Genomic DNA, 26,494 nt, shown 5'->3' on the forward strand with positions numbered 1-26,494 from the left:
CCACCACCGCGCGGCCGGCGACGCCACACCCGTGGGCGGCGGTCGGGCCTGCGAGGACGGTTCGGGGGGTCACTTCGGCGTGCTCCACAAGGAGTGTGCGGCTGCGATCGGAATCGATCTTGCCAGTTGGTTGGACGCTTGCCGGGCCTGGCCAATCCGGGGCCTCAGGGCGTGGCGTCGATGTCTGCTGTCGGGCTCATGCGATGAGCCATGAATCAAGTCGCCAAAGCGGGCCGGTGGCACACGATGGGATGCAAGGGCCGTGGTTGCTCGAGTCCTGAAGATCTCCCCCGCCCCACACACATCTACGGCCCACGCGGGTCGGGGGTTTGGCCAATGGTCGTGAAAACGGGCCCGGCCAGAGGTTTATCGGCCGATTGAGGACTAATCCTCACCCGAATCGAAGACGCCGGGCATGACCTTGCGGACGCGTTCTCGGACGTACGCGGTGACGTCCGATGGCGATTCCAGCGAGAGGGCCCGTCGGGCGATGCGGGCGCATTCCTCTGCGGAAACGCTCCGAACCAGCCGCTTGACCTGCGGAATCGAGTACGATCCCACGGAGAGGGTACGCACGCCCAGGCCGATCAGCAACACGGCAAAGTCGAGTTCGGCCGCCGACTCGCCGCAGCAGGACACCGGGATCTGCTTGGACTTGGACCCCCGCATGACGTCTCGGATGAGCCTCAGGACGGCCGGGTGCATGGCGGTGAAGAGGTCGGCCACGCGCTCGTTGGTGCGGTCGACGGCCAGGGTGTACTGGACCAGGTCGTTGGTGCCGATGCTGAAAAAGGCGGCGTCTCGCGCGAAGCTGGAGGCGATGACGGCGGCGGCGGGCACCTCGACCATCATGCCCATGGGGATGTCGGGGTCGAAGGGGATGCCCTCTTCGACGAGGTCTTCCATCACGTCGCGGACGATGGCCTTGGCCTGGCGGAGCTCCTGCACCGTGGTGATGAGCGGGAACATGATCTTGAGCGGGCCGTGGGCGCTGGCTCTCAGGATGGCCCGGAGTTGGCGCTTGAACATCGGCAGGTTGCTCAGGCAGAAACGGATGGAACGGTTGCCCAGGAAGGGGTTGCGCTCGGGCAGCTCGAAGCTGTGCTGGGTGTACTTGTCGGCTCCCAGGTCGACGGTGCGGATGACCAGCTCGCGGCCTTCCATCTGCTCGACGCAGCGGCGGTAGGCATCGTAGTGCTCTTCTTCGGAGGGCTCGGTGTCGCTGGTGAGGTAGAGGAATTCGGTGCGGTAGAGCCCGACGCCCTCGCCGCCGACCTCCAGCACGTGCGCGATCTCGTCGGGGAACTCGATGTTTCCCAGCAGGCGGACGTGGACGCCGTCGGTGGTGATGCTGGGCTCGGAGGCCTGCTCCTTGAGGACGGTCCGGCGCCGCTCCATGCGGGCCTGGCGTTCCTTGTAGCGGTCGAGCTGCTCGTCGGTGGGGTCGAGGATGACCACGCCCTCGAGGCCGTCGACGATGATGGTGGTGTCTTCCTCGGCGATTCGCGCGATGTCGCGCAGGCCGACCACGGCGGGGATGTTCAGGGCGCGCGCGACGATGGCGGTGTGGCTGGTGCGACCGCCGCGGTCGGTCACGAAGGCCTGAACGAACTCTCGGTTGAAGCCGGCGGCCTGCGACGGCGTGAGATCGTCGGCAACGACGACGGCTTGGTGATCGAGTTCTTCGAGCGTGCGGTTGTGCTCGCCCATGAGGTGACCGAGCACGCGGTTGCGGAGGTCCTCGAGGTCGTCGACCTTGGAGGTGAAGGCCGAGTCTCCCATCTTGCTGAAGCGGGTGGCCCAGTCGCCGAAGGTGGCCTCGACGGCGTGCTCGGCGGCCATGTGCTCGTTCTCGATGCGCTCGAAGATTGGGGTGCGAAGCGATTTGTCTTGGAGTACGCCGATGTGGAAGAGGAAGATCTTGGCGGCTTCGGAGCCCATCTCCTTCTCGGCGCGCTCCTTCACGGTCACGAGATCGGCGACGGACAACTCGAGGGCGTTCTTGGCGCGCGAGGCTTCTTCGGCCGAGCCGGCGGCGGGGGTAAAGCGGCGGACGACGCGGCGGTCCTCGTCTTCCAGCAGGAAGGTGCGGCCGATGACTAGGCCGGGCGAGACCGCGATGCCGCGTAGGACCTCCATGATTGGGCGTAGGCTCCGAAGGGATGTGTTGGGGTGCGGGGGGTTCGGTCTTTGGGCTCCCGATAACCCCGTAGTCTGCCAAAGGCCGAGCATAGCCGAATCCGGTGCGGCGGGCCATGCGTACCGGGGTGTGGCCGCCCATTGGCGTCGGGAATGCCCAAGTGAATCGGACGGTTGGATTGACATGCGGGCCCGGGTGGCCTCTGATAGAGCAGTCGTGCCGGGGCGCCCCTAAGCGTTGGCCCCTGGCGGACCGATACCACAGGAAAGCCGATCTTCGCGAGCAGGGCCTCGTCTGGTCCCACGGCGCGTGGATCTTGCGGACGACAGACAACATGACCAAATTTTCCGGCCTGGTGGACCAACCACGGCGCGGGGATGTCCGGCTTCGGCCCATTGCGGGCGATACCGTGCAATTCCGCGATGACGACCCGATATTGCCCCGTTCCATGGTGGATCGGTTCGGGCTGTTGCCCGGGACGATGGTCGAGGTGCGGCTGAGCGATCGCACGGCGAGCGTGGGGCAGAACGGGCAGCAGGGGCGTGGTCGCGGCCGCAACCAGCGCGGCCGCAAGCCCCAGCGTTCGGGTGGTGGCGTCAAGGCGCCGCTCGCGGATCGATTGTTGTCGATCGAGGGCATCGCGCCCGAGGATGCGCCCGAGCCGACGCCGTTCGCCGAGCTGACCACGATCGACCCCAGCCCGCGGATGGCCCTGGAGTACCGCGGTTGTCCGGCGTCGTGCCGATTGGTCGACATGTTCTGCCCGATCGGCTTCGGCCAGCGCGCGATGGTGGTGAGCCCGCCCAAGGCCGGCAAGACCACGCTGCTGAAGGACATCGCCACGGGCATCCTGCGGAACCACGACGAGACGGAATTGTTCGTGCTGCTCGTCGATGAGCGGCCCGAAGAGGTGACCGACTTCCGGCGTTCGCTGACCGGGCACGGGAAGGACGACCCCGACAAGCCCTGGGACAGCTCGCGCGTGACGGTGCTTGCGTCGAGCGCCGACCACGACGCCGAGCGGCACATCCAGGTCGCCACGGTGACGATGGAACGGTGCAAGCGCCTGGTGGAGCTTGGCAAGGACGTGGTGATTATTCTGGATTCGCTGACGCGGCTCGGGCGTGCGTTCAATCGCTCGCGGGAGTATTCGAGCAGCGGGCGGACGCTGAGCGGCGGCATCGACAGCAAGGCGCTGGAGGTGCCTCGCCAGATTTTCGGTGCTGCGAGGCAGACCGAGGAGGCCGGCTCGCTGACGATCATCGCCACGGCGCTGGTGGATACCGGTGGCCAGGGCGACCAGGTGATCTTCGAGGAGTTCAAGGGCAGCGGCAACATGGAGCTGATCCTCGACCGCAAGGTGTCCGAGCGGAGGCTGTTCCCGGCGATCAACCTGGCCGCGAGCGGGACCCGCAAGGAAGACCTGCTGATGCCCAAGCAGGAACTGGAGACGGTGAACGCGCTGCGGCGTCGGCTGCTCTCGATGCCCCCGCCGCAACAGATCGAGCAACTGCTCAACGCGCTCAAGCGATTTGAGAGCAACGAGGCGTTGATCGGCATGAACCAGGCGAGTTCGGCCTAGCCCGGTGCCATGACGACGACCGATCCCGCGCAGCTCGTGCCGCCCGTGGATGGACTCGACCTGCTGGTCGATGGCGGCGAGTTCCTGCTGGTCCGTATCAAGGACCATGGCGGCGAGCGGATTCGCATTGGGATCCAGGACTCGGCGGTTCGGCTGTTGCTTGCGGTCCGGCCCAGGGTCAATCGTGCGAAGTTTTTTGCGGTGCTGGCTGGCGTGATCGCGACGGTCGCTCTGGTGTTTCTCGTGCCCGCTGGCATCGGGTTGCCGCCGCTGCTTGGGCTGGCGATGGCGACGTCGGTGGGGCTGGTTGGCCTGGTGGTCGTGCTCATGTTCCAGCCGACGCGGGAGTATCGCTTCCACGACGATTTACCGGGCGGGCTCGACCGCGCACCGCTGATGGTGCTGGCCGAGCGGAACGGGCAGCAGTCGTGGTACGCGCTGCGCGATGAGCAGGAGCGGATGTTCGGTGATGTGGCCCGCCGGCTTGGGAGGTGGCGCGTGCGCGGGTTCGAGCCGATCGATCCGCCGCCGCCGACTGAAGAGGAAGCGGCCGCCGCCGCAGCCGCGGAGTTGAACGGGCTCGCGGCGAAGTTGTATAGCGTGGGCATGTCGTTGAGCGAGGACGAGCCCACGCCGGCCGGACCGACGCCCGAGGTGTCGGTGATGGTCGTGCGTGACTATCTCAATCTTGCGTCGCTCCTTGCGGGTTTGATCTCCGGGCCGGTGGGGATCGTGATGGCGTTCAATGGGCCCTGGAAGCGGATGGAATTCCGGCGTGGCCGGACGCTGGTCGCGACCGGGCACCGGCTGGACGATGGTGGGGCGATGCGGCTGGAAATCGCCGAAGGACTCGATCAGGCCGATAACGACGACGTATGGCTCGACCGCCGGCACGTACTCGCGCTCGCGGTGCTGAGCCTGAGCTTGGAGGCCGAGAGGTAGGCTATCACGCTATGGTTGGAGCATGATCCAACTGGGTGTGAACATCGATCACGTAGCCACGGTGCGTCAGGCGCGGCGGGGCGTGGAGCCCGACCCGGTGCGGGCGGCGCACGAGGCCGAGCTTGGTGGGGCCGATGGCATCACCGCACACCTGCGCGAGGATCGCCGGCACGTGCAAGACCACGACCTGCGACGGTTGCGCGACACGATCAACGTGAGGCTGAATCTGGAGATGGCCGCGACCGGGGCGATGGTCGGTTTTGCGCGGAAGCTGAAGCCGCACACGGCGATGCTGGTGCCCGAGGGACGCCAGGAGGTGACCACCGAGGGCGGGCTGGACGTTGTTGGGCAGGTGCAGGGCCTCAAGAACGTGGTTGGGCGACTCAAAGAGGCGGGGCTGATCGTCAGCGCGTTCATCGATCCCGCGCTGCCGCAGGTGGAGGCGGCGCACGCCGCGGGGTTTGACGTGTGCGAGGTGCATACCGGGCCGTACGCCCACGCGTGGATGCATTGCGGGGGCGACTTCCGGCACACCGAATTGGCGGCGGCGCTGGAAGAAGTCGCGGTGGCCGGCGGGGAGATCGCGGCGCGTGGCATGCGGTTCAACGCGGGGCATGCGCTGAACTACCACAACGTGGGGCCGATCGCGGCGCTACCGGGCGTTGAGGAACTCCACATCGGGCACGCGATTGTCAGCCGATCGATCTATACCGGTTTTCGCGAGGCCGTTGCCGAGATGAAGCGGCTCATGGTGCAGAGCGCGAGGGTGTGAGCATCTCTGCCAGGTCGGGCAACGCGGCCCGCAGCACGGCGATCGTGCGCAGGTATTCTGGGAGGTCGAGGCGTTCGTGGGGTGTGTGGTCGAGCGTGCTGTCGCCCGGGCCATACGCGACGATGGGGCAATCAAACGCCGCGGCGACGGTGTTCATATCGCTGGTGCCGGTCTTGACGGTGGCGGTGGGGCGGCCGCCGAGGCTGCCGATGGCCGCCGAGAGCGTGCTGGGCAGTGGGCCGGTGCGGGGGCCCCGATGGGCGACGGCGTGGCCCTCGAATCGCAACTCGATGCCGGGCGAGGCGGCTCGGACGTTGCGTTCGAGGTCGTAGGGGTTGGTCCACGTGGGCAAGCGCAGGCCCAGGGTGAGGTGGGCGGTGTCGTGCAGGCCGTCGCTTTCGGTGTTCATGCTTTGCAGATTGGTTTGGATGGTGTCGAAGAGGCCTTCGTGGCCCTGGTTCCATTCGTTGATGTGCGCAGCGATGTCGCGATGCCAGGCGATGGCGCGCTCGGCGACCGAGCCGTGCGGGCCGGCGGAGTGGCCGGCGTCCTGCGTGAACACTGCATGGGCGAGCAGGCGGCCCTTGTAGCCGATGGCGAAACGTTCCCAGCCGCTGGGCTCGCCGATGAGGCACGCGTGGGGCCTGTATTGATCGCGGACGAGCGTCGCGCCGGGGGATGATGGCGTTTCTTCGCCGGCGGCGCCGATGACGACGAGGCGTGTGTTGTCGGTGATGGTTGCGGTTGCCGCGGCGATGGTGAAGGCGCACAGTGGGCCCTTGGCATCGACCGAGCCGCGGCCCCAGAGTATGCCGTCCTCGATGCGCACGGGGATGTGGCCGGGCACGGTGTCGATGTGGCCCAGGAGCATGATCTCGATGGCATCGGCGTCGGTGCTGCCGATGGTTCCCACGGCGTTGCCGGCGTCGTCGATGTGCGCGCGGTAGCCCAGGGCGGACATGCGATCGACGAGGAGCGCGACCGTTTGGGCTTCATCGCCCGACACGCTGGGCATGGCAACGAGGTCGTGGAGAAGGTCGATGGCTTGCTGGTCGGTGATTGGTGTCACGAGACGGTGGTTCCTTGGCCGCTCAGGGCGCGTTGGATGGGGTTGGGTCGGCGTGCATCGGCGAGGATGACCCGAGAGACTTCCGCGTCGATGGCCTCGCCCGCGGCGAGCACCTTGCGCTTCATGCGGCCCTGGGCCAGTTCGATGGCGCTTTCGAGGTCGGTTCGTGCGAGGCTTGGGATGAGCGTGGTCTCGTCGGGGAACGCTCGCAGCAGGCCCGGCACATTGGAGAGGATGACGAGCGTGTCGGCGTGCAGCGAGCCGGCGGTGATGGCCGCGGCGCGGTCGGCGTCGACGTTGATGGATTGGTGGTCGTGGCTGATTGCGGGCGGGCAGAGCACGGGGACCTTGCCGCTTCCGAGTACGGCGTGCAGGAAGTTCGCGTCGACGCGCTCGATGATGCCCGAGTGGTCGTCGCGGATGATCGTGGTGGTGCCACCCTCGACCGCGCGGATGGCAGCCTTGCGCTTGCCGATCCACAGGCCGCCGTCGATGCCGCTCAGGCCGGCCGCGTCGACGCCGCGCTCGCGGAGCATGCGGACGATGCGAGCGTTCAGCCGGCGGCAGGCCATCTGAAATATGTCGATGGCCGTCGCGTCGGTGTATCGGCTGGTGTGGCCGCTGGGGCTGGTGATGAACCGCGGCTCGACGCCGAGTTGCTGTGACAGTGTGTTGGTCTCGTGCGAGCCGCCGTGGACGACGACGATCTGCTGGCCATCGGCGACGAGGGCGGCGATGTCGTCGCAGGCGAGTTCTGGGCCGATGCCCTCGGCCCCACCGATCTTGATGACGATCATGATGATCTCCTAAACGGGATGCAGACCGAAGAAGGTGAGGCCGGCGGTCTCGTCGAAGCCGCAGGCGAGGTTCATGCATTGGATGGCGGAGCCGGCGGCGCCCTTGCCCAGGTTGTCGATGGCGCACAGCGCGACGACGCGGTTCGCATCGGGCTCGATCTCGAAGCCCACGTCGGCGAAGTTGGTGCCCGCGAGGATCTTGGGCTCGGGCAGGCGGTAGAGGCCGCGCCGTTCCTTCACAACGCGGACGAATGGCTCGCTGGCGTACGCGTTGCGGTAGAGCTGCCAGGCTTCCTTGTCGGTCAGTTCGCGGTTGGTCAGCACGTGGCAGGTGGCCAGCACGCCGCGGATGAGATCGGTGGTGGTGGCGGTGACGTGGAGGGGGAACTCGCCGCAGATTTGTCGAACTTCGGCGCTGTGGCGGTGGCCGGTGGGGGCGAAGGTGCGCAGGGCGTTGGTGCGCTCGGCGTGGTTGCTGGCGGCGCTCGGCTCGGCACCCGATTCGGACGAACCGACCTTGATGTCGGCGATCACTCTGTCGATGAGGCCCGCGCGGGCGAGGGGCAATAGAGCGAGGTTCATTGCGGTGGCGTTGCAGCCGACGCCGCTGATGAACCGGGCGTCCATCAATTCGTTGCGGTCGGCTTCGGGCAGGCCGTAGACGAAGCGGTCGAGCCAGGTGGGGGTCGGGTGGGGCTGCCCGTACGTGCGTTCGTAGAGATCGGGATCGCGCAGGCGGAAGTCCGAGCTGAGGTCGATGACGCGGTGTGCGAGGCTCGCGTAGTGCTCGATGTTGGCTGCCGTCTCGCCGTGGGGCAGGCAGAGGAACAGCACGTCGACCGGATCAACATCCTGCGGATCGATGAGCGAGAGGTCGAGCACGCCGCGGAGGTTGGGGTGGATGCTGCCGATGGGCCAGCCGGCTCGGCCTCTCGAGGTTGCGCACGCGACCGTGGCGTGCGGATGGGCGGCGAGCAGGCGCAGGAGTTCTCCGCCGGTGTATCCCGCGCCACCGATGATGCCCACACTGACCGGCTTGAGGGCACTCAAGCGACCACCGCCTGGTTGATGGCAACTTCGATCGCGTGGTCGATAATCCGTGCTGGGATGTCGACGCCTGTGGTCTCGATGGAGTTGCGGAACTCCATGGTCGAGTTCACCTCGCACACGAGCAGGCCGCGCTGCGGGCACTCCATGAGGTCGATTGCCAGCAGGCTGTGTTCCGTCCCGCCGACCGCCGAGGCCGCACGCTGGCAGAGATCGTCCAACTCCGGCGAGACGGGCAGCCCCTCCGCCCGCCCGCCTCGCGCGGTGTTGGTGATCCAGTGCTCGCCGTGGCGCATGATGGCGGCGATGGTCTGTCCGCCGACGACGAAGGCGCGAATGTCGCGGTCGGGCTTGTTGATCAGTTCCTGGAGGTAGATCACGCCGTGCTGCGGGCCGCCCAGGGCGATCTTGTGTTCGAGGACGGCCTCGAGCGCGTCGCGATCGTTCAATCGGCCGACCATGCGACCCCACGAGCCCACGCAGGGCTTGATGACCACGGGGTAGCCGAGTTGTTCGGCGGCCTGGACCGCGCCCTCGTGGCTGAATGCGGCGACCGTGCGCGGTGATGGGACCCCCGCGTCAGTAAGTGCTAGCGTGGTCAGCAACTTGTCGCCGCACGTGTGCGTCACGGCGGAGGGATTGAGGCAGATCGCCCCACGCGATTCGTATGCGCGGACGATGGCCAGGGCCTTGGTGTGGCTCAGGCAGCGGTCGAGCAGCACGTGCGGCTCGTCGCTGGGCTCACGCAATGCCGTCAGATCGAGCACCGCCTCGTCGGCGTGGACGAGGTCGACGGCCAAGCCGCGGCGCTCGAATTCGTCGAGCAGCAGCCGCTCTTCGACGCGGACGCGGGTGTGCAGCAGGGTGATGCGCATGGGTGTGGTCCTCTTGGCAAGCCGCTTACTCGCCCCAGTCTTCCTCGACCTCGGGAGCCAGCGCCAGGGTGATCGGCTCGACGCTGGTCACCTCGAGCTCGGCCCCGCAATCGGGGCAGCGGACGATCTCGTGGCGTCGGGGTGCCCGGGCGAGCGTGATGGTCGAGCCGCACTCGGGGCAGGTGGCGGTCAGGGTCTCGGTGCTGGGGGGTGCGATCTGGCTCATGAGATTGGCTCCTGAGTAATTCCGCGTGTTGGAAACTGGATGGATACACGAAAAAGGCCCGCCGGATGGTTCCGGCGGGCCTTGCGATTGTGGATGCAAGGGTGTTTAGCGGACGCGCACGCGACCGTCGCCGGAGGGTTTGGTCCCTTTGGCTTTGGCTTTCCCGTTGAGGGTGGTCGTGCTGGCGGTGCGCATGGGCATTGATGAATCTTTCCTATCGGCGGGTGGGAGTCAAGGGGTTGAGCGAATTTGCTGGCGGAGCTATGGGCATCCGGCGTCGAAGGCGTTGTGGAAGGCCAGGAAGTCAAAAATGGTGAGTTGGCCGTCACCGTCGAAGTCCGCACGGTCGTCGCCGGCGGCGAAGAGGTTCTGGAACTCGAGGAAGTCCGAGAGATTGATAGCGCAGTCGCCGTTCACGTCGGCGGGGCAGGCCCGGCGCGGTCGCCATCGTGCGATGTAGCCCGGCTGGGTGCCCCCTGGCAGGCCGAGTAGCGTTGGGAAGTCGCCACCCACGTGCAGGGCTGGCCCGTCGCCCGCGTCGAACACGCCCAGCACGCGGCCGACGGGGTTCGGGGCGTTCTGAAGATCCTGGCCCCGGCCGTCGACAATGCGGCCAACGGCCAGCAATCGCCCGGTAGGGCTCCGGTAGCGGCCCGAGACGTACAGCTTCTCACCGTCGCCGTCGTCGAATGGCAGGATGTCGGTCACCTGTGAGGCAAGGAAGGTTGAGAAGTCGATGCCGTCCCATTGCTGGCCGTCCCACCACGCGAAGTTGTAGGCAAAGTTCTCGCCCATTCGCGACATGGTGAAGGAGCCGCCCGCGTACAGCCGCTCTCCGTCCCCGTCGTCCCACGCGGTTAACGGCCAGACCTGCTCGGTCCAGTACGTCTCGTCGGGCCCGGACAGGCGTGACCATGTCTCTCCATCCCATCGCGCCACGCCGGGCACGCGTCGTGCGCCGCCGCTCAGATAGGTCAGCGCCGCGTGCAGGTCGCCCTGGTAGGTCTCCAATCCGATGACGGGCGTGTTGATGTCGCCGCCGTCGCCCACGGCAGACCATGCCGAGCCATCCCATCGTGCCACACGATTGGCCGCTGCGCCACCCGCCTCAATGAACGATCCCGACGCGTAGAGGGCTTCGCCCGAGCCATCGTCGTGGGCGTGCAACTCGCTGAGTCGGTCGTTGGTGCCGATGCCGTCCGGCCCGGCCAGTGCCGACCACTCGGCACCGTCGAATCGTGCGACGTGGTTGACCAAGAGTCCCGCGGCCATGGTGAATCCACCACCCACGTAGAGGGCGGGGCCCGCGCCGTCATCCCAAACGTACAGCGTGCGTACGAAGGCGTCTAACTCCGACCCTGGACTGTCTAGCCCCGGCACGGTGTGCCATTGCTCGCCGTCCCAGCGGGCCAAGTAGGGCGAGCGTTGCCCGCCGGCGGTCACGAAGTCTCCGCCGACGTAGAGCATCGGTCCGTCGCCGCCGTCAAAGGTGGCCATGGCGCGGACGCTGCCGTCGAGACCTTGACCATCGGGACCGGTCAACGGCAACCACTCGCCGCATCGTGGTTGGGTTTGGGCCAAGGCCGTGGCAACTGGAATGCAGGAGAGGACGACGGAAAGTATGGCCGAGGTAGCAAACTTGGGCACGAGGCTTCCTTTGGAGTAAGCTGGTGCTGGGTTTCGGTTCGTGTTGGATTCTGGGTATTGCAACGGCAAGCGATCCTGGTTGGGATGAAAAGCCCGGGCTCGCGCCCGGGCTTGTCGAATCTAGGTTGAGAATCGCGCTCAGCAGCCGGCGGCGAACTCGTTCTGGAACGCCAGGAAATCGAAGATGTTCAACTGACCGTCGCCATCGAAGTCGGCGGCCAGGTCGCCGCTGGAGAAGAGGTTCTGGAACTCGAGGAAGTCGAAGATGGTCAGGCTGCCATCGCCATCGAGGTCGGCGCGGCAGGTCGGGTCGTCGCTGACGATCTGCACGCGGACGTCGTCGATGTACCAGAAGTCGGTGACGTCGCTGCCGGGCGTGGTAAAACGCACGCGGAAGCCGTCGCCGTAGGCGTCCAGCGGGATGGTGGTCGCGCTGGCGGTGAAGGTGGTCTGGTCGCTGCCATCGGAGACGACCTCGGTGAGGTCACGCCACTCGCCGTGGAAGCCGCTGTAGTACTCGACGTTCAGGGTCTTGCCCGATTCGACACCACGGTGCTGGCTGTGGAACGCGACCTCGACGGGCATGTCGGGGATCAGGTCGATCGGCACGTTGATGCGTGACGAGGCCAGCGTGGCATCGTTGAGCATCAGCAGGCTGTACGGCTCGCTGGGCGGGTTCATGCCCAGCGAGGTGGGCCCGGTGCTGGCCGAAACCTCGATCCACTTCTCGGTGTCCAGGTCGAGGTCGGGGAAGTCGTCCTCGAACGGCAGCTCGAAGGCTGCGGCCAGGCCATCGGTACCCATGACCACCAGGGCGAAGTCGGCATCGCGGCCGCCGGTCTCGCGGTGACCGTCGACGTTGATGTCGGCGGCGAAAACCTCGACGGTCCAGGTGCCGGCGTCAGGATTCTGCACGAACACGTTCTCGACGGTGTTGACGGTGTCGGCCGAGCCCCCGGTCGTGCTCCAGATGCCGCCGTTCAGCCCGCCGTTGCCCCAGTAGACGTCGCCGCTTGGCGAAGTGATCTTGAGGTCGAGGTTGTTGATGCGGTGGACGGTGCTGGAAGTCGTGCCCTGGGGGTCGGCCCAGGTGAGCGTGGTGCGCAGCTCGGGCGTGCCCGCGGGCACCTTGAGGGGGTAGACCGCGGTCTGCAACTCGGTCAGCACGTCGTCTTCGTTAACGATGAAGATCTCATCGCGGCCGTCGTAGAGCGGGCGAAGGTCGGGCATGCCCCAGCCCTGCTTGACGCGGGCCTTGTCGGTGGCGGTGCTCGTGCCGGTGAAGTTGTACGGGTCGGCCGAGGCGATCATGAGCGCCTTGGCGGTGGTAAACGAGGGGCGCTCATCGAACACGTCGCCGCCCGAGGTCGGGTTGCCGAAGACGCCCTCGCTCCACATCTGGAAGAGCACGCCGAAGTGGCCGGAGACGATGGGCGTGGCACCGCTGGTGCCGCCGAATTCCTGGTAGGCGCTCGCGCTCGAACTGTGGGCAGCGCGGGTGAAGTCAAAGAAGTGGGTCAGGTCGGGCTTGATGCGTCCGTCGGACGCCGGACCCCGGCTGGCACCGCTGCACCAGCAATCGTCGGCCTTGGTGATCGTGTTGCGGTGGGCGACGCCGCCGACCGACACGATGTTCTTCGACCACGCTTGCGGGCGAGATTGCTGGCTGCCCTGGTTCGACTGGCTCTGGGTGATCAGGATGTCCATGTCGAAGATGATGCGGTCCATCTCGCTGCTTGCCGTGGTGTAGGTCGTGGTCAGGCCGCTGCCCCAGCTATTGGTTTGGTACACGGCGCGGTAGGGCAACGAGGGGTTGATCAGCTGCGCGGTGTGGGCGTAGCGGTTGCCCACGAAGTTGTAGCTGGCGAAGATGCCCTGCGCGTCGGGCACCATGCCGCGGGCGATGCTCGAAGCGCCGCGGGCGAAATTGATGCTGTAGGTGCCCGTGCCGTGGCTGTCGACACCCGTGCTGCCGTGCAGCAGCGGGGGCATCGCGGTGAACTCCTGGTGGGTCCGCAGCAGGCCGCTGTCCATGACCTCGCCTCGCACACCCTCGCCCGAGAAGCCGGTGATGCCCTCGATGTAGTTGGCCCCACCGATGGAGCGGGCCAGGTTCATGTCGTTCTCGGGGGCCTGCCAGCGGTCGATGAACAGCACGTCGCTGTCGGCGGCGATCGCCAGGATCTGGGCGGGGGTGAGCGTGGCTTCCAAGCGGCCGACTTCGGGTACGGTGAGGTTGACGGCCGCGCCCATGTTGGTGACGACCCGGGCCATGCGGTCCATGGCGGCGTTGCCGTCGGTGAGCAGTTCGATGGAGTATCGTGCGCCCGTACCAGCGAACGCGCCGCCGAGCACGAGCGGTTGGAGGATCTCTTCTTCGAGCTTGTACGCGGGCTCGTAGTTGCCCACCCAGCGGACGATGCCCATCGCTTCGATGGCGGCCTTGGCGTCCGGGCCCATGCGCACGATGCGGGCGTGGTCGTGCAACGCGCGCAGGATGGTCGCGCCGGCGGCCTCGAGCGCGAGGTCGGCGGCCTCAACGGGCTGGCCGATGAATTGCACGATGTACGCGTCGTTGCCCGGCGCGGCGGCAAGCTGGCCCGGGATGGCGGGCGTGGACTGATCGGGGTCGAACTCGGCATAGCGCAGGCGGATGGTGTCCGCGCTGGGGGCCACGCGCTCGACGCGCTGGCCCGTAAGCGAGATGGCGGTGTAGCCGACCTCGCCCTGCGCAGTCGCCTCGGTCCACGACATCATGATCGCTTCGCTGCCGGGCACCCGGGCTTGCTCCAGGTCGAGCACAGCGCCGGCTGCCTGATGGAACGGTTGGCCGTCGAGGGTGAGGGTGGGGTGCTGGCCCGGCTGGGTCTGCAGCGTGACCGCATCGGCGGGCAGCGCGTCATCGGCCGGTGTCAGCGGAGCGGCAAAGCCCATGGCCAAGCCGCACAAAAGAACGAGTCCCATCTTGGAATGCATATTCTGAAACCTCCCTAGAATGCCCCCGATACGGGCGTGCCGGCCAACAGTTCTTGCCGGAATTCGGATTTTGGTCCCATATCGATGACAACGCGTGGGCACGGGCCCCGCCTGTTCAATGTATCGCAAACCCCTATCCGGGCCATGGCCGGGGTGGATTGGGCTTGGGTGTCCTGATGGTTACGCCTGTAAATCGGCGGGCGCTTCATTCGGGTGTGGGTTTGGGGAATCCAATAGGTCGAGCAACCGGTTGGAGGTCGTGAGCAAGAAGCTGTGATTCTGGTTCGAAATACCCATGATCAGGTCGCCCAGGGCCCGCCTGAGTACCTCCGCCCTGGGTTCGGGAGGCACGACGGGGAGCAGGCCCCGGGCGCCGAGCCAATCGCGGAGTTGCTCTGATTTATTCGCGCGGAAGCCCTTCACCCCGCCCGATTCGATGGCGTCCATCAGCGCCCTGGCCGAGCCGCCGAGGCTGGAATTCAACTCGACGACCCGATCGAGGTAGGTGTCGCTGACGGCGTTGGACTCGACGAGGTCCGCGGTTTCGACGGGCCTGGCGCGGCCCTGACGCCAGGCCTCGATGAGCCGGGTGGTGACCTGGGCCGCGAGAACGAATTCTGGGAATTGGGATTTCTCGCCCTGCCGGCGGGCAAGATCAAGGAGCTGTCCCACGGTGGTGATGCCGCGCAGCTTCAGGTCATGGAGCGTGTCGAGGTGTTCGGGGAGCACGTGGTAGAGGTCGATGGCATCGGTGCTGGCCCAGGGGTTGAGGGGCACGACGCCGCGCCACTCCAGATACCCCTCGCGAGAAACTGTCTGGGGCGTGGGTACGGGCTTGGGCTCGATCATCGCTCGCGCTGGATTGCGCTCGGTCGCCTCGCGGCCACGTATCGCATCGAGGCTCTTGCGAGCGCTCGAGATGCCATGCTCGGCGGCTAGGCGTTCGAGGCGGTGCGCGTGCGCGGGCTCGCAGGTGAGATAGATGAGCTGGCGGCCCTCAACGGCCAACTCGAACATGGCTCGCGCGACGGCCTCGAAGCGTTGATCGTCGGTGGTGGCCAGGGGCTCGTCGAGGACGAGGGGGAGCGGGGTCGAGCCGGCCCGTCGCTCGGCCTCGAGCGCGCTCGCCAGCCGCATCGCGAGCAACGCCTGCGCTCGCGTGCCGGTGGAGAGCTGGTCGTAGTTCTTGGTGCTCCCGGCGCGAAGGTCGTAGACCACCGGCTCGCTACGATCGCCGATGCGCAGGCCGTAGGCGTTCGAGGTGAATCGGATGAGCAACTCATCGGCATGGCGTACGAGGGCTGGCATGTCGTTGCGTTCCATGCTCGCCATGGCATGGTCGAGGATGAGGCGGCGGGCGGCCTTGGCGCACTCGTGGTCGCGAGCATCGGCGACGGCCTGGGCGGCACGTTCGAGGCCGGCCAGGGCCTGGCTAACATCGGCACCGGCCTTGGCGTTTCGGATCTCGCTCTCGATGCCGCCGATGTCCTGTCGCAGCTTGTCCGCGTGGGCTTCGGCGGTGTCGCAGGCGTTGAGCTTGGTCTCGAGTGCCGGACGATCGAGCCCGCGCAGGTCGCGAGTGGTAGCCAGCGACTCGTCCAGGCCCTTCAGGAGGGCCTCGTTCTCTCGCACCTGCGAAGCCAGCCGCTGCGCGGGCTCGCGGTAGCGCAGCCACTCGCTCAGTTCGGGCAGGCGGTCTTCGGTGAGGCTGAGTGTCTCCAGTTCGGTCTGGTAGTCGCGGCGGGCCCTGTCACGCCTCTGCTCGTTCTGGGTTGCACGCTGATCGGCCTGGGTCGCGTCCTGTGCCAGCCTGGCGTGCTCTTGGGCGCGTTGCTTGAGATCGGCGAGCTGGCGCGTGAGGTCGTCGGCTGACGTGCAGGGCTCCTCGGTGTATTGCGAGAGCGAGGCCGCGGCGCGGCGTAAGACAGCGTCGCGTTCGGCACCGAGCGCCTCGACGCCCGCACGTGCGCCGTGCAGGTCGGTCAGCAGCTTGTCGTGCCTCGATGCCCGGTCGGCAGCGGTGGCGATCGCGAGCGTGGAGGTCAGCGTGTCGTCGTTGCCGGCGATCTCGCGGACGGCCTGCACGCACGCCTGGTAGCTCGCTTCGCTGCGTTCGGCACGTTCTCGGAGTTCGGCGAGCGGGTCGGCCAGGCTCTCGGGCTTGCGTAGGAGCAGGAGGACGGAAAGCACGAGTACGACAACCGAGAAACCCACCGAGATCCACGCGCTCGCAATGGCCGCGGCGGTGCCGGCGAGCAGGGCGGTCACGAGAATCGCAACCGGCAGCACCGCGGGCTGACGCCCTACCGCCGGCGGCACCCATTGTTCCGCGGCGGCCTTGTCGCGGGCGCGTTGCTCGCGGGCCTGGTGGGCCGCGTCGAGCGCTGTTTCGAGATTGGTGAGTTCATCGGAGTTGAGCACGCGGGCCGGTGTCGTGGTCGCGTCGGCTTCGGCTTGGGCTTGCGAAGCGCGGCGCGTGGCCTCGCTGAGCTGCCGCTCGACCGCGGCCAGTTCGCTGGCCAGATCGGTCAGCACCTGCTGGTCGCCGAGCGGGACGCCGTGCTCGGGCAGGCCAAGCCGATCGAGTGATCCGCGTGCTTCCCGGGCGGCGTTGTGCTCTTGGGTGATCGCGGCCTGAGCCTCATCGATCGCCGCGCGCATCGCTCGCAGGCGTTGTTCCTCGTTGCCGGTGACACGCTGGGCGCCCTCGGGCATGGGTTCCAGCTCGTGGCGTTGCGCGGCGAGCCGTTCGAGCAGGTCGAGGCGTTCGATGGCGGCCTTGATCTGTGATCGCCGGGCGGCATGGGCTCGGCCGCGATCGGCCTGGGCGCGCAGGTCCGGGAGCGTCGCTTCCTTGGCCATGAGCGCGCGGGCGGCGTTGCGGGCGTTGTTCAGTTGTCGCTCGGCCTCACGCGCCTCGCGGGCGGGCTTGGTGGGCGAGCTGGCCTGGGCGGTGCCGTGCAGCGCCGCCAGGTCGTAGCCGCCCTGGAGCTCCCGCGTCATCGCGTTGCGGACGGCCTGGTCGTGCTCGTCCTCGTGCCAGAGGTCGCCAATGCCCACGATCATGCCGCGGCCGGCGCTTGGATCGGGCACCGCGGGCGCGTCGCCTTCCCATCCGCCACCGTGCTGGTCGACGAAGGCGTTGAACCGACTCGCGTCGGCGTAAAACTCGCCCCGAGCGCGCAGTGTTGCGCTGCGCTGCGGCCAGACCAACGCGCGGATCGCGCCCGCCAGCGTGCTCTTGCCCGACTCGTTGCGGCCCTCGATGATGGTCAGGCCATCGCTGAACTCGTGGACCTTGAACCCCTCCGAGATGCCCGGGCTGCGGCGGATGTCGACGGAGCGCACGCGCATCAGTTCGCCTCCGCCGGGCGTTGGGCGAGCAGCTCGCCGAGCATGGCGCGGGCCTCGCGTGCGAGCGTGGTACGCGGGTCGGGCGCGGGCAGCGTGTGCTCGCCGATGTCGGGCACGCGGAGGTTGCGATCGTTCGAGAGGTTGGAGAACCGGGTCGCGGCTTCGGCAACGAGTTCGCCGGCTCCATCCGATTGCAACTCGAGGATCAGGCTTGCGATGCGGCCGGCGGCGGTGCGTTCTTTCGAGAGCGCGGCGAGCGGCAACCGCGGCGTGAGGCGGGCATCGATCTTGTCGATGAACACGCGGGCGTCGTGGTGCTGCCAGGGCTGGCCGGGCTCGATCTTGCGGGCGCGGTCGTTGAAAGACTGCCAGGCGTCGTGCTCGCCAACGAGCGCGATCCGCGTGCCAACGGTCCTGGCATGCTGGAACGCGGCCGAGGCTTCTTCGGCACTCTGGCGCAGCGCCGCGTCGAGGGAATCGGGATCGAGCCCGGTGGCGTCGAGCGTGACGCTCGCCCAGGCGATCGGGGCGATCTCGCGATGTTCGAGCCGTACGCCTTGCGGATCGCACCGCACGAGCCACGCGCCGCGCGGGCCGGCCTCGCTCGGGTCGAGCCCGCAGGCGCTGCCGAGGTAACCGGCGGGGGTGGGTGCCCCGAGCCGTTGGTGCGACGGGTTGTGGACGTGTCCCAGCAACCACGCGTCGGCCGCGTACTCGCGCAGATTGGCGGCGGTGAACGGGGCGTACACGCTGCCGGGCGTGTCGACATCGCCGTGCAGCATCGCGATGCGCCGGCCGGTACTCTTTGGTGGCGGGGTCTCGAACGGCGACGTTCGGCAGTGGGTGTCGGGAAAGCTCCAGCCCAGGATCTCGACGCCCCCAGTGCCAGCGTGGACGGTGTGGCTCTGCCAAGTGCCGCCCTTGCCCAGGAGCGTGAGCCCGTCGATGGCGTCGGCCAGCCGTGGTAGTACATTGGCATCGTGGTTGCCAGCGATGGCGAGCATCGGGATGCCGTCGAGCTTCCGGGCCGCGTCTTGCAGGGCGGCAAAGACCTCGAAGTACGCGCCGTCGTCGTCGACCACATCGCCGGCCAGCAGCACGGCGTCGACGCGTTCCTTGACCGCGAGATCGATCATGCGATCGAACGCGCCGAAGGGGCCGAGCGTGTGCGCGTCATCGCGCAACGAATCCGGCAGACTGGCGATGGGCCGGCCCAGGTGGATATCAGCCGCAGCTAGGAAGGTTGCTTCAGCCATGGGCGGTACTCGCGGCTCGGCGTCGCATGGTGAAGGTGACGAACGCGCCGCCCAGAATGAGGCCCAGGGCGAGGGGCAGCCATTGCTCCTGGCGGGCGATGAACCCCAGCGTGTACAGCGGCATCACGGCGGCGATGGTGACGGCCGTGACGGCCCGGCCGGCGCGGGGCATCGAGCCCATCTTCAGGGCGTCGGGGACTACGGCGAACAGGACGTAAACAGGGAAGAACAGGCCGTAGGCGGACATGAACAGGCGGTAGACGATCTCCCAGGCGAGCATGTCGTCGGCCCAGGGGATGGGGCCGTCGGGGAGCGACCAGAGCGTCACGAAGGTGGCGACGGTGACACCGAGCGTGATGCCGCGTTGTGGCAGGTTCAGCTTGGCTTCACGGAGATGGACGGCGAGTGTGAATCCGGCCTGGATCGCCAGGTGCGCGAGGATGAGCCGCCAACCCACGGCGTGGCCGGTCGCGATGGCGCTCGCGTAGAGCACGGTGAAGCCGATCATGATGACGAACGGGACGAGGAAGCCGAAGGCGAACGCGAGCTTACCGGCCGTCGGTGAAGTAGCTGCCCGGGCGCGCAAGAACGTGGCGTCGAGGTATGGACACAGCGCGAAGCCGAACACGACGACGGGCGTGAGTAGCAGTAGGTCCTTCGTTGGAGTGTCGGTAAAAACCTGTGGGTTGTTGAGCACGACCGACGAGTCCGTGGCCGCGTAGGCGATGGCCAGCCCGATGCTGGTCAGCCACACCAGGAACGCCGTGACAAGCCAGTGACGCACGGTGAGCAGCACCACCGCGAAGATCGCACCGAAGATGAGCACGCCCATCTGGCCCTTCGAACTTGGGAATCCAGCGGTTGAGAGCGCGATGGCCCCCAGCACGTACAGGTGGAAGGCGATGGTAACCATCGAGAACCACTGGACCGCCTTGTTGTGGTTCAGTCGCAACCGCTGGGCCGCCTCAGCATTCTTCAGTACCGTACCCATCGCCGCTGCACCGATCGCATTGGGCAGCAGGAACACGGCGAGCGACCACCAGCCAAAATCACGCAGCAGCAGCGCCGGCAGGATCATGCCGATCACCCACGTCCACGACACGGCCAGGTAGAACCCCCAGCCCAGCGCGGCAAGCGGCGACGTTCTTGTTAATGCGGATGGAATGGAGGGCCCGGCCATGGGCGCTTACTTGAGCCGGCCGCGGCTGCGCTGGTGGGCCTTGGGGGTCACATGGAAGGTCGAGGTTGCCACGCCCACGCGCTTCACGCGGTCGCTGGGCCGGCGGAGCTGCTGCACCACGTTCATCTTGATGGTCAGGTTGAACTCCTGGCCGGCGGCGATGAGGGCCTCGATGTCCTCTTCGGGCTCGATCTGGTACACCGCCGGGCCCAGGCAGGGACGGAGGAACTTGTACTCGAGCTTCTTGCACACGACCGTCCAGTCGGCCCCGCACACGCGGAAGATGTACGAGCCGCCGGCGATCTCGGCGTTGCCCAGCAGGGCTGCCCCGGCCATGGCGTTGTACCAGTTGCGGTTGAAGCGGCGGAACGGCACCACGGCCTCGAAGGTCTTGGCGTCGATCATCTTCATCTTGATGCCGCTGAAGTAGGCCTGCGGCAGCCAGATACGCGAGCAGACGCGGTGCCAGAAGTGGTTGCGGGTGCTCAGGCGGCTGATGAAAGCCTCGACCCGGACCCACCTCGTGCGCTTGCGCTTCTTCTTCTGGCCCGAGCGCGGCTTGGTGCCCCGGGTGGAGGCCTCGGCCTGTGGGGCCTCGCCCGGCTCGGTTTCGGCGTCGGCGCGGGAGTCCTCGGCGGCCGAAATGTCGGCCTGCGGTCGGGCTTTGGACGCCGCCGTGTCGTTCACCGCGGGGGGCATGGCCGATGGTAGACCCCTAGGCACTGAGCGGTTCGCCTACGCGGTTCCAGCGGGCTCGAGGGCGTACCAGCCCCGATTGTTGGGTTTGACGCGCCGCCAGGGGTCGCCCGGCTCGTGGTCGAGCACCAGGGTCCACCCGCGCTCGGCCGCTTCCCTCAGCAGCCAGGTCTTGCTGACCATGCTGGTGTAGGGCTCCACGTCGTAGGCCAGGCTGTACGCCTTGCCGCTGTGCCAGGCGGTAGGCATGACGTCGGGCGTGAAGACCACCTGTCGATTGCTGTCGTCTGTGAACCACATCGCCTGCTGGCCCCACGTGTGGCCCGGGGTCAGGAAGACCTTGATGCCCGGCAGGATGGTCGTGGTCCGCCGCTCCCACGGCAGGGCGGGGTGCTCGTTCTTGTGGGGCACCCGGCCGGGCTCGAAGGGGCGGGGCGAGTCGTGGAGCTTGAGCTTGCCCTCGATTGGCGCGAGGTGGTCGGCGTAATACGTGCGGGTCATCACCGAATCGCCCGCGAGCGCGGTGTGCCACTCCTTCTCTTGGACGTGGATGGTCGCGTTGGGGAACGTCAGCTTCACCTGGCTCGCATCGCCACTGGCCTGCTTTGGGCCGGCCGTCCAGTCGGGGCTCTCGCCCGGCCGGAGGCGCCGGGTCAGCCCGCCGGCGTGGTCGAAGTGCAGGTGGCTGATGACCACGTCGTCGATCTTCGTCGGATCGCCGCCGGCCTCGGTGAGCGCGGTCTCGACGGTGCGGCCGTCGAGGCCGAAGATGCCCGCCATCTTGGGGTCGAGCTTGTCGCCCGTACCCGCCTCGATGATGACCTGGCGGGGCCTACCCAACTCCGGGTCGTCCTGCGTGCCGACGAGCCAGAGGCAGTTGTGATGCAATTCGACGCGGTGCTTGTCATCGGGGTCGACCATGGTCTCCCACACCACGCGGGGGATGAGCCCGAACATGCCGCCGGCGTCGAGCAATAGCCGGCCGGCGCGCAGGAGGGTGCAGCGGTAGGTCATGGGTTGGGCGTTGTTCTTGGCAGTCGGCATGGCACGAGAATAGGTGCTTATGCGCAAACCTGGCAGAAACTTCATGAATGTGCGCGGCTGTCACGTGAGTGATCGCCCCATCGCACGCTTCCCCTATTGGCCGATGGGGGCCGGCGGGCAGCGGTGCAGTCAGCATCGCGGCCGGACCCCGGGGCCGAGTTCTTCAACACATCGTGGAGGTGTCTCATGCGTGTTCGCGCTATCGCTGTGCAGTCGTTTGTTGGTTTGTCCCTGCTGGCCGGTACTGTCGCCAGCGCCCAGGATCAGGAACTCCGCGTGCGAGAGCACGCCAATGTCCAGATGATGATCGAGAGCATGCTGCACGGCTTGCACATGCAGACCAGCGACCCGGATTCGGCCTGGGAAACGTGCTCGGGTGGCCAGATGAACGTGAGCGGAAGCTTCAACCCCCAGCAGTGGTCCCTGGTTGGCCAGGGCGACGTCTGTGGCGGCACGATGAACTTCGACTACTTCGGCGATCTGACGCCGACACCCGACGGCTTCGAGTCGCGTGTCCAGGGCTCGGGCAGCATCCTCGATGAGGAGTGGCACAGCAGCATCGATGGCCTCTGGGGCACCGATGCCGATGGCAACCTGACCACGCTCGATTATCGCGAGGTCGCCGACGACGGCGGTAGCCTCAAGCCCAAGTGGTGGGTGTATGCGGCTGAGATCCTCGTCGGCGGTGCGCTCGGCAGCGTCGGTGGCGTGGGCGCGGGCACCGTCGTGGGTGCCGGGGCGGCAGTCAACATCTCGAACGCCATCGACAAGAAGGATGCGCCCCCATCGGCACCGCCCGCACGCCCGGGTGCCGACATCATCGTCGAGCTAAGCCCGCCGATTACCGACGACCAGATCGTGGTCGTCGTTGCGGGCACCGGAGACATCGCCGGCAACCGCTCGAACCACATCCAGTTCGAGGGCCGCTGGCAGGTCGACCCGCTCACCGGCACGGGCGACGTGAGCGGCACCGTGACCTTCCTCGACACGAGCTGCTACGCCGACATGGACGGCGACGGTGTTCTCACGGTCTTCGACTTCCTGGCGTTCCAGAACGCGTTCGCGACCGGTGATGCCACCGCCGACTGCAACGGCGACGGTGCCTTGAACATCTTCGACTTCCTCTGCTTTCAGAACGCCTTCGTGTCTGGCTGCTAAGGCCAAGCGGAGTAGTTCCATCCAACGCCGGGTGCGGGTTCTCTCTCCTTGGGCCCCGCGCCCGGTGTTGGTTGGTTCGGTACAGTTGCACCCATGGCCCGAGAACTCGATTCCACCGCCATCATGCGCATCAACGAACGCCGGCAGATGCTGGTGCTCGCGGATCTGGCCGACGAGCACGAGCCGATTCCCGCCGAGCATGGTGGCGGCGTGGTGGCATACAAGCGGGGCGTGCGTTGGCTGTGTGGGGCCATCGGCTGCGGGATCGATACACCGCTCACCCCGGAGGGTGCACGATACATCGCGGAATATGTCGCCAGCCGGGGCGGCCGGCCGCGCATCGACCTGACCGACGAGAGCGGCCAGAGCGCGTACGTTGTCGCGGCCGACGCGGGGCTCGTGCTCGATGAGACCGAGCGAGTGCTGGCCCGGAGCCTGTCGGGGCCGGTGAAGATCCCCGAAATCGACGGCCTTTCTGTTGAGAAGCTCGACCCCGACCACGAGGCCCATCTGCGGGCACACGCCGAGCACACGACGTGGGGCTTTACACCTGAGGGCATCGAGCCATCCGCGGGCGAACTCGAGGCGACCGTCAGGAGCCTGGTCCATCCGCGGTCCCGCGGCTTCCTCGCCTCCATCGATGGCGAGCTGGCCGGCACCTGCGGCATGGAAGTGATCTCGGTCGAGCCCTCACCCGGCCAAGGGTCGGTGAGGGTGGCCTCACTCTGGGGTGCCGTGGTGGGCGAGGGCTTCCGCCGCCGGGGCATCCAGCAGGCGCTCATCGCTAGGCGGCTGCTCCAGGGGCAGGCCGAGGGCTGCTCGGCGGCGGTGATCGAGTGCCAGCCCGGAATCCCGACGGAGCGAAACGCCGTGCGGCTGGGCTTCGGGCTGGCCTATACCCGGCTGGCCTTCAGGGCCCCGGCTGGGGACTCGGGCTGACAGGGTTCCCCCGAATGTAACGGCGGGCGTACTCGAAGACCGATCGCCCCATGCGGATACTTCTCGCACAAGAGATCTACCACAGGAGATGCCGATGGCCCCGAACGTACTCGTTGACGAAGCCAAGCCCAGTGCCAGCCAATCCACCAAGCCCGAATCGGCCAAGGCCCCGGACGTGTTTGTCGACGAGGCCCTGCCCCGGCTCGACCTGGCCGCCAAGCACAGCCGGGCCAACTCGGACACGGTCGAGACGCTGCGCCACCCCGAGCGGTTTACAGAGATCTCCATCCCCGTCCGCAAGGACGATGGATCACTCGAAATCTTCACGGGCTACCGCTGCCGTTTCAACACGGTGCGCGGGCCGGCAAAGGGCGGCATCCGCTACCACCCCGACGTGAGCGAGGCGGAGGTGCGGGCCCTGGCGTTCTGGATGACCTTCAAGTGCGCTACCGTCGGCATCCCCCTGGGTGGCGGCAAGGGCGGCGTCATCGTCGACCCACGCAAGCTCAGCGAGCGCGAGCTCGAGTCCCTCAGCCGTGGGTACATGCGCGGCATGGCCGACGTGCTGGGCCCGGACATCGACGTGCCCGCCCCCGACGTGTACACCAACGCCAAGATCATGGGCTGGATGAGCGACGAGTTCGACACCATCAAGCGCGGCCGCTACCCCGGCGTGATCACCGGCAAGCCCGTGTCCCGCGGCGGCTCGCTCGGCCGAGACGATGCCACGGCCCGCGGTGGGTTCGTGTGCCTGCAAGAGATCGAGAAGAAGCGTGGGTGGGACACCAGCGATATCACCGTGGCCATCCAGGGCTTCGGCAATGCCGGCCAGCACTTCGCGCGCCTGGCGAACGACGCGGGATACAAGGTCGTCGCCGTCAGCGACTCGCGCGGCGGCATCTACGATGAGAGTGGCCTGGACGTGCCCGCCGCGTTGTCGGCCAAGCAGGATACCGGCCGCCTGCCCAGCCAGGGCAAGGCCATCAGCAACGAGGATCTTTTGGAACTCGATGTTGATGTGCTGGTGCCCGCGGCCCTTGAGAACGCCATCACCAAGGACAACGCCGGCAACGTGTCGGCCAAGGTCCTCATCGAACTGGCCAACGGCCCCCTGACCAAGGAAGCCGACGAGATCATCGCCAAGACCGATGCCCTGGTGGTGCCCGACATCCTGGCCAACGCCGGCGGCGTGACGGTGAGCTACTTCGAGTGGTGCCAGAACATCAGCGGCTATTACTGGAAGCTCGACACCGTCCACGAGCGGCTGGGCGAGATCATGTCCGACTCGTTCAACCAGGTCTTCGACCTGATGCAGTCCGAGAAGATCTCCATGCGGACGGCCTGCTACGCCCACGCCCTGAACCGCCTCGCCGACGCGATGGAGTAATCTGATTGGGATTTACCCGGTATCTCCTGGTCCGAAAAGGGGATACCGGGCTGTCGTGACGGTTTAGGCTGGCTTGCGCTTCATGGTGGGCAGGCGGCCACGCTTGTGGTATGCTGACATGGCGGCCCGAGGGCCGAACAATGTGTTGGAGCGGCCGCTTTGTGCCGCAGACAGCCGGGGAGCGCGAGGCCCGGGTGCGATCGCACCCGTTCAGCAGGAGAGAAGGCGATGAGCAACGAGCGACGGAACACGATCCTGGCCAGCCTTGGGTTGGGCATGGCACTGGCCTTCTCGCCGGCGACGCTGGCCCAGGGCAACGAGTCCACGGGCCTCCAGCCGGCAACGCAGATCATTCAGACCGAGCAGGAAGGCCAGAACGGCGAGGACAACGCCAAGCCGGTGTTCGAGCTCGAGACGCCGATCATCGACTTCGGCACCATCCTCGACACCGAACCGGCGACCGGCACGATCCGCTTCCGCAACGCGGGCAACGCCATCCTCAACGTGCCCCAGCCCAGCACGACCTGCGGCTGCACGGCCGCCAACATGCCCAAGAACGAGTTCGAACCGGGCGAGTCGTGCGAGGTGACGGTGACGTTCGACCCCACGGGCAAGGCCCCGGGGCGCCACGAGCAAACGGTGACGTTCCGCACCAACGACCGATCCAACCCGATGGCTGCCGTCAAGGTTCGGGCGTTCGTGAAGCCGCTGGTTGCCATCGAGCCCATGCAGGTCAACATGGGCAGCGTCGCCAAGCACACCCGCAAGGAGACGCTCATCAGCCTGACCGGCATGAAGAGCGATTTCGAGGCCTACCACGTCACGCTGGTCGGGCCGGGTGCCGAATACTTCGACGTCGAGATCCTGGGCACCGACGCCCTGGAACAAGAGGGCGAGACGGTGTCGCGCACCGACATCCTCGTCACGCTCCGCGAAGACGCGCCTCCCGGTCGTGCGCAAGCCATCGCCGTCATCCGCGCCAACGACGAGCGCAAGAAGCTCATCAACGTGCCTGTGGCGGCCAGCGTCGACGGTGATGTGGTGATCAACCCCATGCGTATGTCGCTCGGCACGCTCCACGTGGGCCGCGAGCTCGAAGAGGTCATCGAGGTCCGCCACGGCCGCAACGAGCCGTTCAAGATTACCGGCGTCGAACTGCGCCCGCTGCAGCCCACCGGGATGGCGACGATGCCCGTTGACTTCTCGGTCGAGCCCATCGACCCCGAGGCCGGTGCCAACGGCAAGGCCGTGGACGCCTACCGCGTGAAGATCGTGCTGCCGAGCATCGCCCAGGCCGGCCGAATTCGCGGCAACTTCGTCGTCCACACCAGCGTGCCGCTCGAAGAGCTGGTAATGCTGCCCTACGTCGGTCGCGTCGTCGATAGCCGGGCCGGCTCGGGCGAGTGA

Annotated in this window: 20 protein-coding genes; 7 read left to right on the forward strand and 13 right to left on the reverse strand. The window is 67.2% G+C overall.

The features are described 5' to 3' along the window. Positions 1-384 precede the first annotated feature (384 nt). Entirely contained in the window at positions 385-2,139 is a 1,755-nt protein-coding gene (gene ptsP, locus NCW75_00945) for a phosphoenolpyruvate--protein phosphotransferase (protein UYV12869.1), read from the reverse strand. A 335-nt stretch (positions 2,140-2,474) separates the two neighbouring features. On the opposite strand from ptsP, the gene rho reads away from it, so the two are divergent. Genes rho through NCW75_00960 form a run of 3 tightly spaced genes read left to right on the forward strand, consistent with a single transcriptional unit; the run spans position 2,475 to position 5,436 of the window. Next, a complete protein-coding gene (rho, locus tag NCW75_00950; protein UYV12870.1) occupies positions 2,475-3,722 on the forward strand; it encodes a transcription termination factor Rho in 1,248 nt (415 codons plus the stop codon). 9 nt (positions 3,723-3,731) lie between these two features. Continuing rightward, positions 3,732-4,664, forward strand: a complete 933-nt coding sequence (locus NCW75_00955; GenBank protein ID UYV12871.1) for a hypothetical protein — start codon at positions 3,732-3,734, stop codon at positions 4,662-4,664. Between the two features lie 22 nt (positions 4,665-4,686). After that, the gene (locus tag NCW75_00960; protein ID UYV12872.1) at positions 4,687-5,436 is read left to right on the forward strand and encodes a pyridoxine 5'-phosphate synthase; all 750 of its coding nucleotides are present in this window, start codon (positions 4,687-4,689) and stop codon (positions 5,434-5,436) included. Here NCW75_00960 and NCW75_00965 read toward each other — a convergent pair. The 12 genes from NCW75_00965 to NCW75_01020 form a co-directional block, all read right to left on the reverse strand. After that, complete coding sequence (locus NCW75_00965; protein ID UYV12873.1) at positions 5,411-6,505, reverse strand: [LysW]-lysine hydrolase; 1,095 nt, start codon at positions 6,503-6,505, stop codon at positions 5,411-5,413. The genes NCW75_00960 and NCW75_00965 overlap by 26 nt on opposite strands. Continuing rightward, on the reverse strand, positions 6,502-7,302 hold the full coding sequence (locus NCW75_00970) for a [LysW]-aminoadipate kinase (GenBank protein ID UYV12874.1): 801 nt from the start codon (positions 7,300-7,302) through the stop codon (positions 6,502-6,504). The genes NCW75_00965 and NCW75_00970 overlap by 4 nt, the downstream gene beginning before the upstream one ends. A 9-nt stretch (positions 7,303-7,311) precedes the next feature. After that, the gene (argC, locus tag NCW75_00975; GenBank protein UYV12875.1) at positions 7,312-8,352 is read right to left on the reverse strand and encodes an N-acetyl-gamma-glutamyl-phosphate reductase; all 1,041 of its coding nucleotides are present in this window, start codon (positions 8,350-8,352) and stop codon (positions 7,312-7,314) included. Further along, positions 8,349-9,224, reverse strand: a complete 876-nt coding sequence (gene lysX, locus NCW75_00980) for a lysine biosynthesis protein LysX (protein UYV12876.1) — start codon at positions 9,222-9,224, stop codon at positions 8,349-8,351. The genes argC and lysX overlap by 4 nt, the downstream gene beginning before the upstream one ends. 25 nt (positions 9,225-9,249) lie before the next feature. Continuing rightward, a complete protein-coding gene (gene lysW, locus NCW75_00985) occupies positions 9,250-9,450 on the reverse strand; it encodes a lysine biosynthesis protein LysW (GenBank protein UYV12877.1) in 201 nt (66 codons plus the stop codon). Between the two features lie 261 nt (positions 9,451-9,711). Then, positions 9,712-10,947, reverse strand: a complete 1,236-nt coding sequence (locus NCW75_00990) for a hypothetical protein (protein UYV12878.1) — start codon at positions 10,945-10,947, stop codon at positions 9,712-9,714. Between the two features lie 288 nt (positions 10,948-11,235). After that, positions 11,236-14,061 carry a S8 family serine peptidase gene (locus NCW75_00995; GenBank protein ID UYV12879.1) on the reverse strand — a complete coding sequence of 942 codons (2,826 nt, stop codon included), beginning with the start codon at positions 14,059-14,061 and terminating at the stop codon, positions 11,236-11,238. A gap of 192 nt (positions 14,062-14,253) precedes the next feature. Next, positions 14,254-17,427, reverse strand: coding sequence for an AAA family ATPase (locus NCW75_01000; GenBank protein UYV12880.1), 3,174 nt, complete (start codon positions 17,425-17,427; stop codon positions 14,254-14,256). After that, on the reverse strand, positions 17,427-18,683 hold the full coding sequence (locus NCW75_01005; GenBank protein UYV12881.1) for a DNA repair exonuclease: 1,257 nt from the start codon (positions 18,681-18,683) through the stop codon (positions 17,427-17,429). The genes NCW75_01000 and NCW75_01005 overlap by 1 nt, the downstream gene beginning before the upstream one ends. Next, on the reverse strand, positions 18,676-19,863 hold the full coding sequence (locus tag NCW75_01010) for a hypothetical protein (GenBank protein UYV12882.1): 1,188 nt from the start codon (positions 19,861-19,863) through the stop codon (positions 18,676-18,678). Before NCW75_01010 ends, NCW75_01005 begins: the two co-directional genes overlap by 8 nt. A 6-nt stretch (positions 19,864-19,869) precedes the next feature. Then, positions 19,870-20,562: a hypothetical protein gene (locus NCW75_01015; protein ID UYV12883.1), complete on the reverse strand. Its 693-nt coding sequence runs from the start codon at positions 20,560-20,562 to the stop codon at positions 19,870-19,872. Positions 20,563-20,598: 36 nt separating this feature from the next. Further along, the gene (locus tag NCW75_01020) at positions 20,599-21,603 is read right to left on the reverse strand and encodes an MBL fold metallo-hydrolase (protein ID UYV12884.1); all 1,005 of its coding nucleotides are present in this window, start codon (positions 21,601-21,603) and stop codon (positions 20,599-20,601) included. A gap of 186 nt (positions 21,604-21,789) precedes the next feature. Here NCW75_01020 and NCW75_01025 point away from each other — a divergent pair, with 186 nt between their 5' ends. The 4 genes from NCW75_01025 (at position 21,790) to NCW75_01040 (ending at position 26,494) form a co-directional block, all read left to right on the forward strand. After that, on the forward strand, positions 21,790-22,761 hold the full coding sequence (locus tag NCW75_01025; GenBank protein UYV12885.1) for a hypothetical protein: 972 nt from the start codon (positions 21,790-21,792) through the stop codon (positions 22,759-22,761). A gap of 93 nt (positions 22,762-22,854) precedes the next feature. Then, complete coding sequence (locus NCW75_01030; protein UYV12886.1) at positions 22,855-23,700, forward strand: GNAT family N-acetyltransferase; 846 nt, start codon at positions 22,855-22,857, stop codon at positions 23,698-23,700. A 94-nt stretch (positions 23,701-23,794) separates the two neighbouring features. Continuing rightward, positions 23,795-25,087 carry a Glu/Leu/Phe/Val dehydrogenase gene (locus tag NCW75_01035; protein UYV12887.1) on the forward strand — a complete coding sequence of 431 codons (1,293 nt, stop codon included), beginning with the start codon at positions 23,795-23,797 and terminating at the stop codon, positions 25,085-25,087. Between the two features lie 228 nt (positions 25,088-25,315). After that, positions 25,316-26,494 carry a DUF1573 domain-containing protein gene (locus NCW75_01040; GenBank protein ID UYV12888.1) on the forward strand — a complete coding sequence of 393 codons (1,179 nt, stop codon included), beginning with the start codon at positions 25,316-25,318 and terminating at the stop codon, positions 26,492-26,494.

The organism is Phycisphaera sp. (assembly GCA_025916675.1).
Lineage (GTDB): Bacteria > Planctomycetota > Phycisphaerae > Phycisphaerales > UBA1924 > JAHCJI01.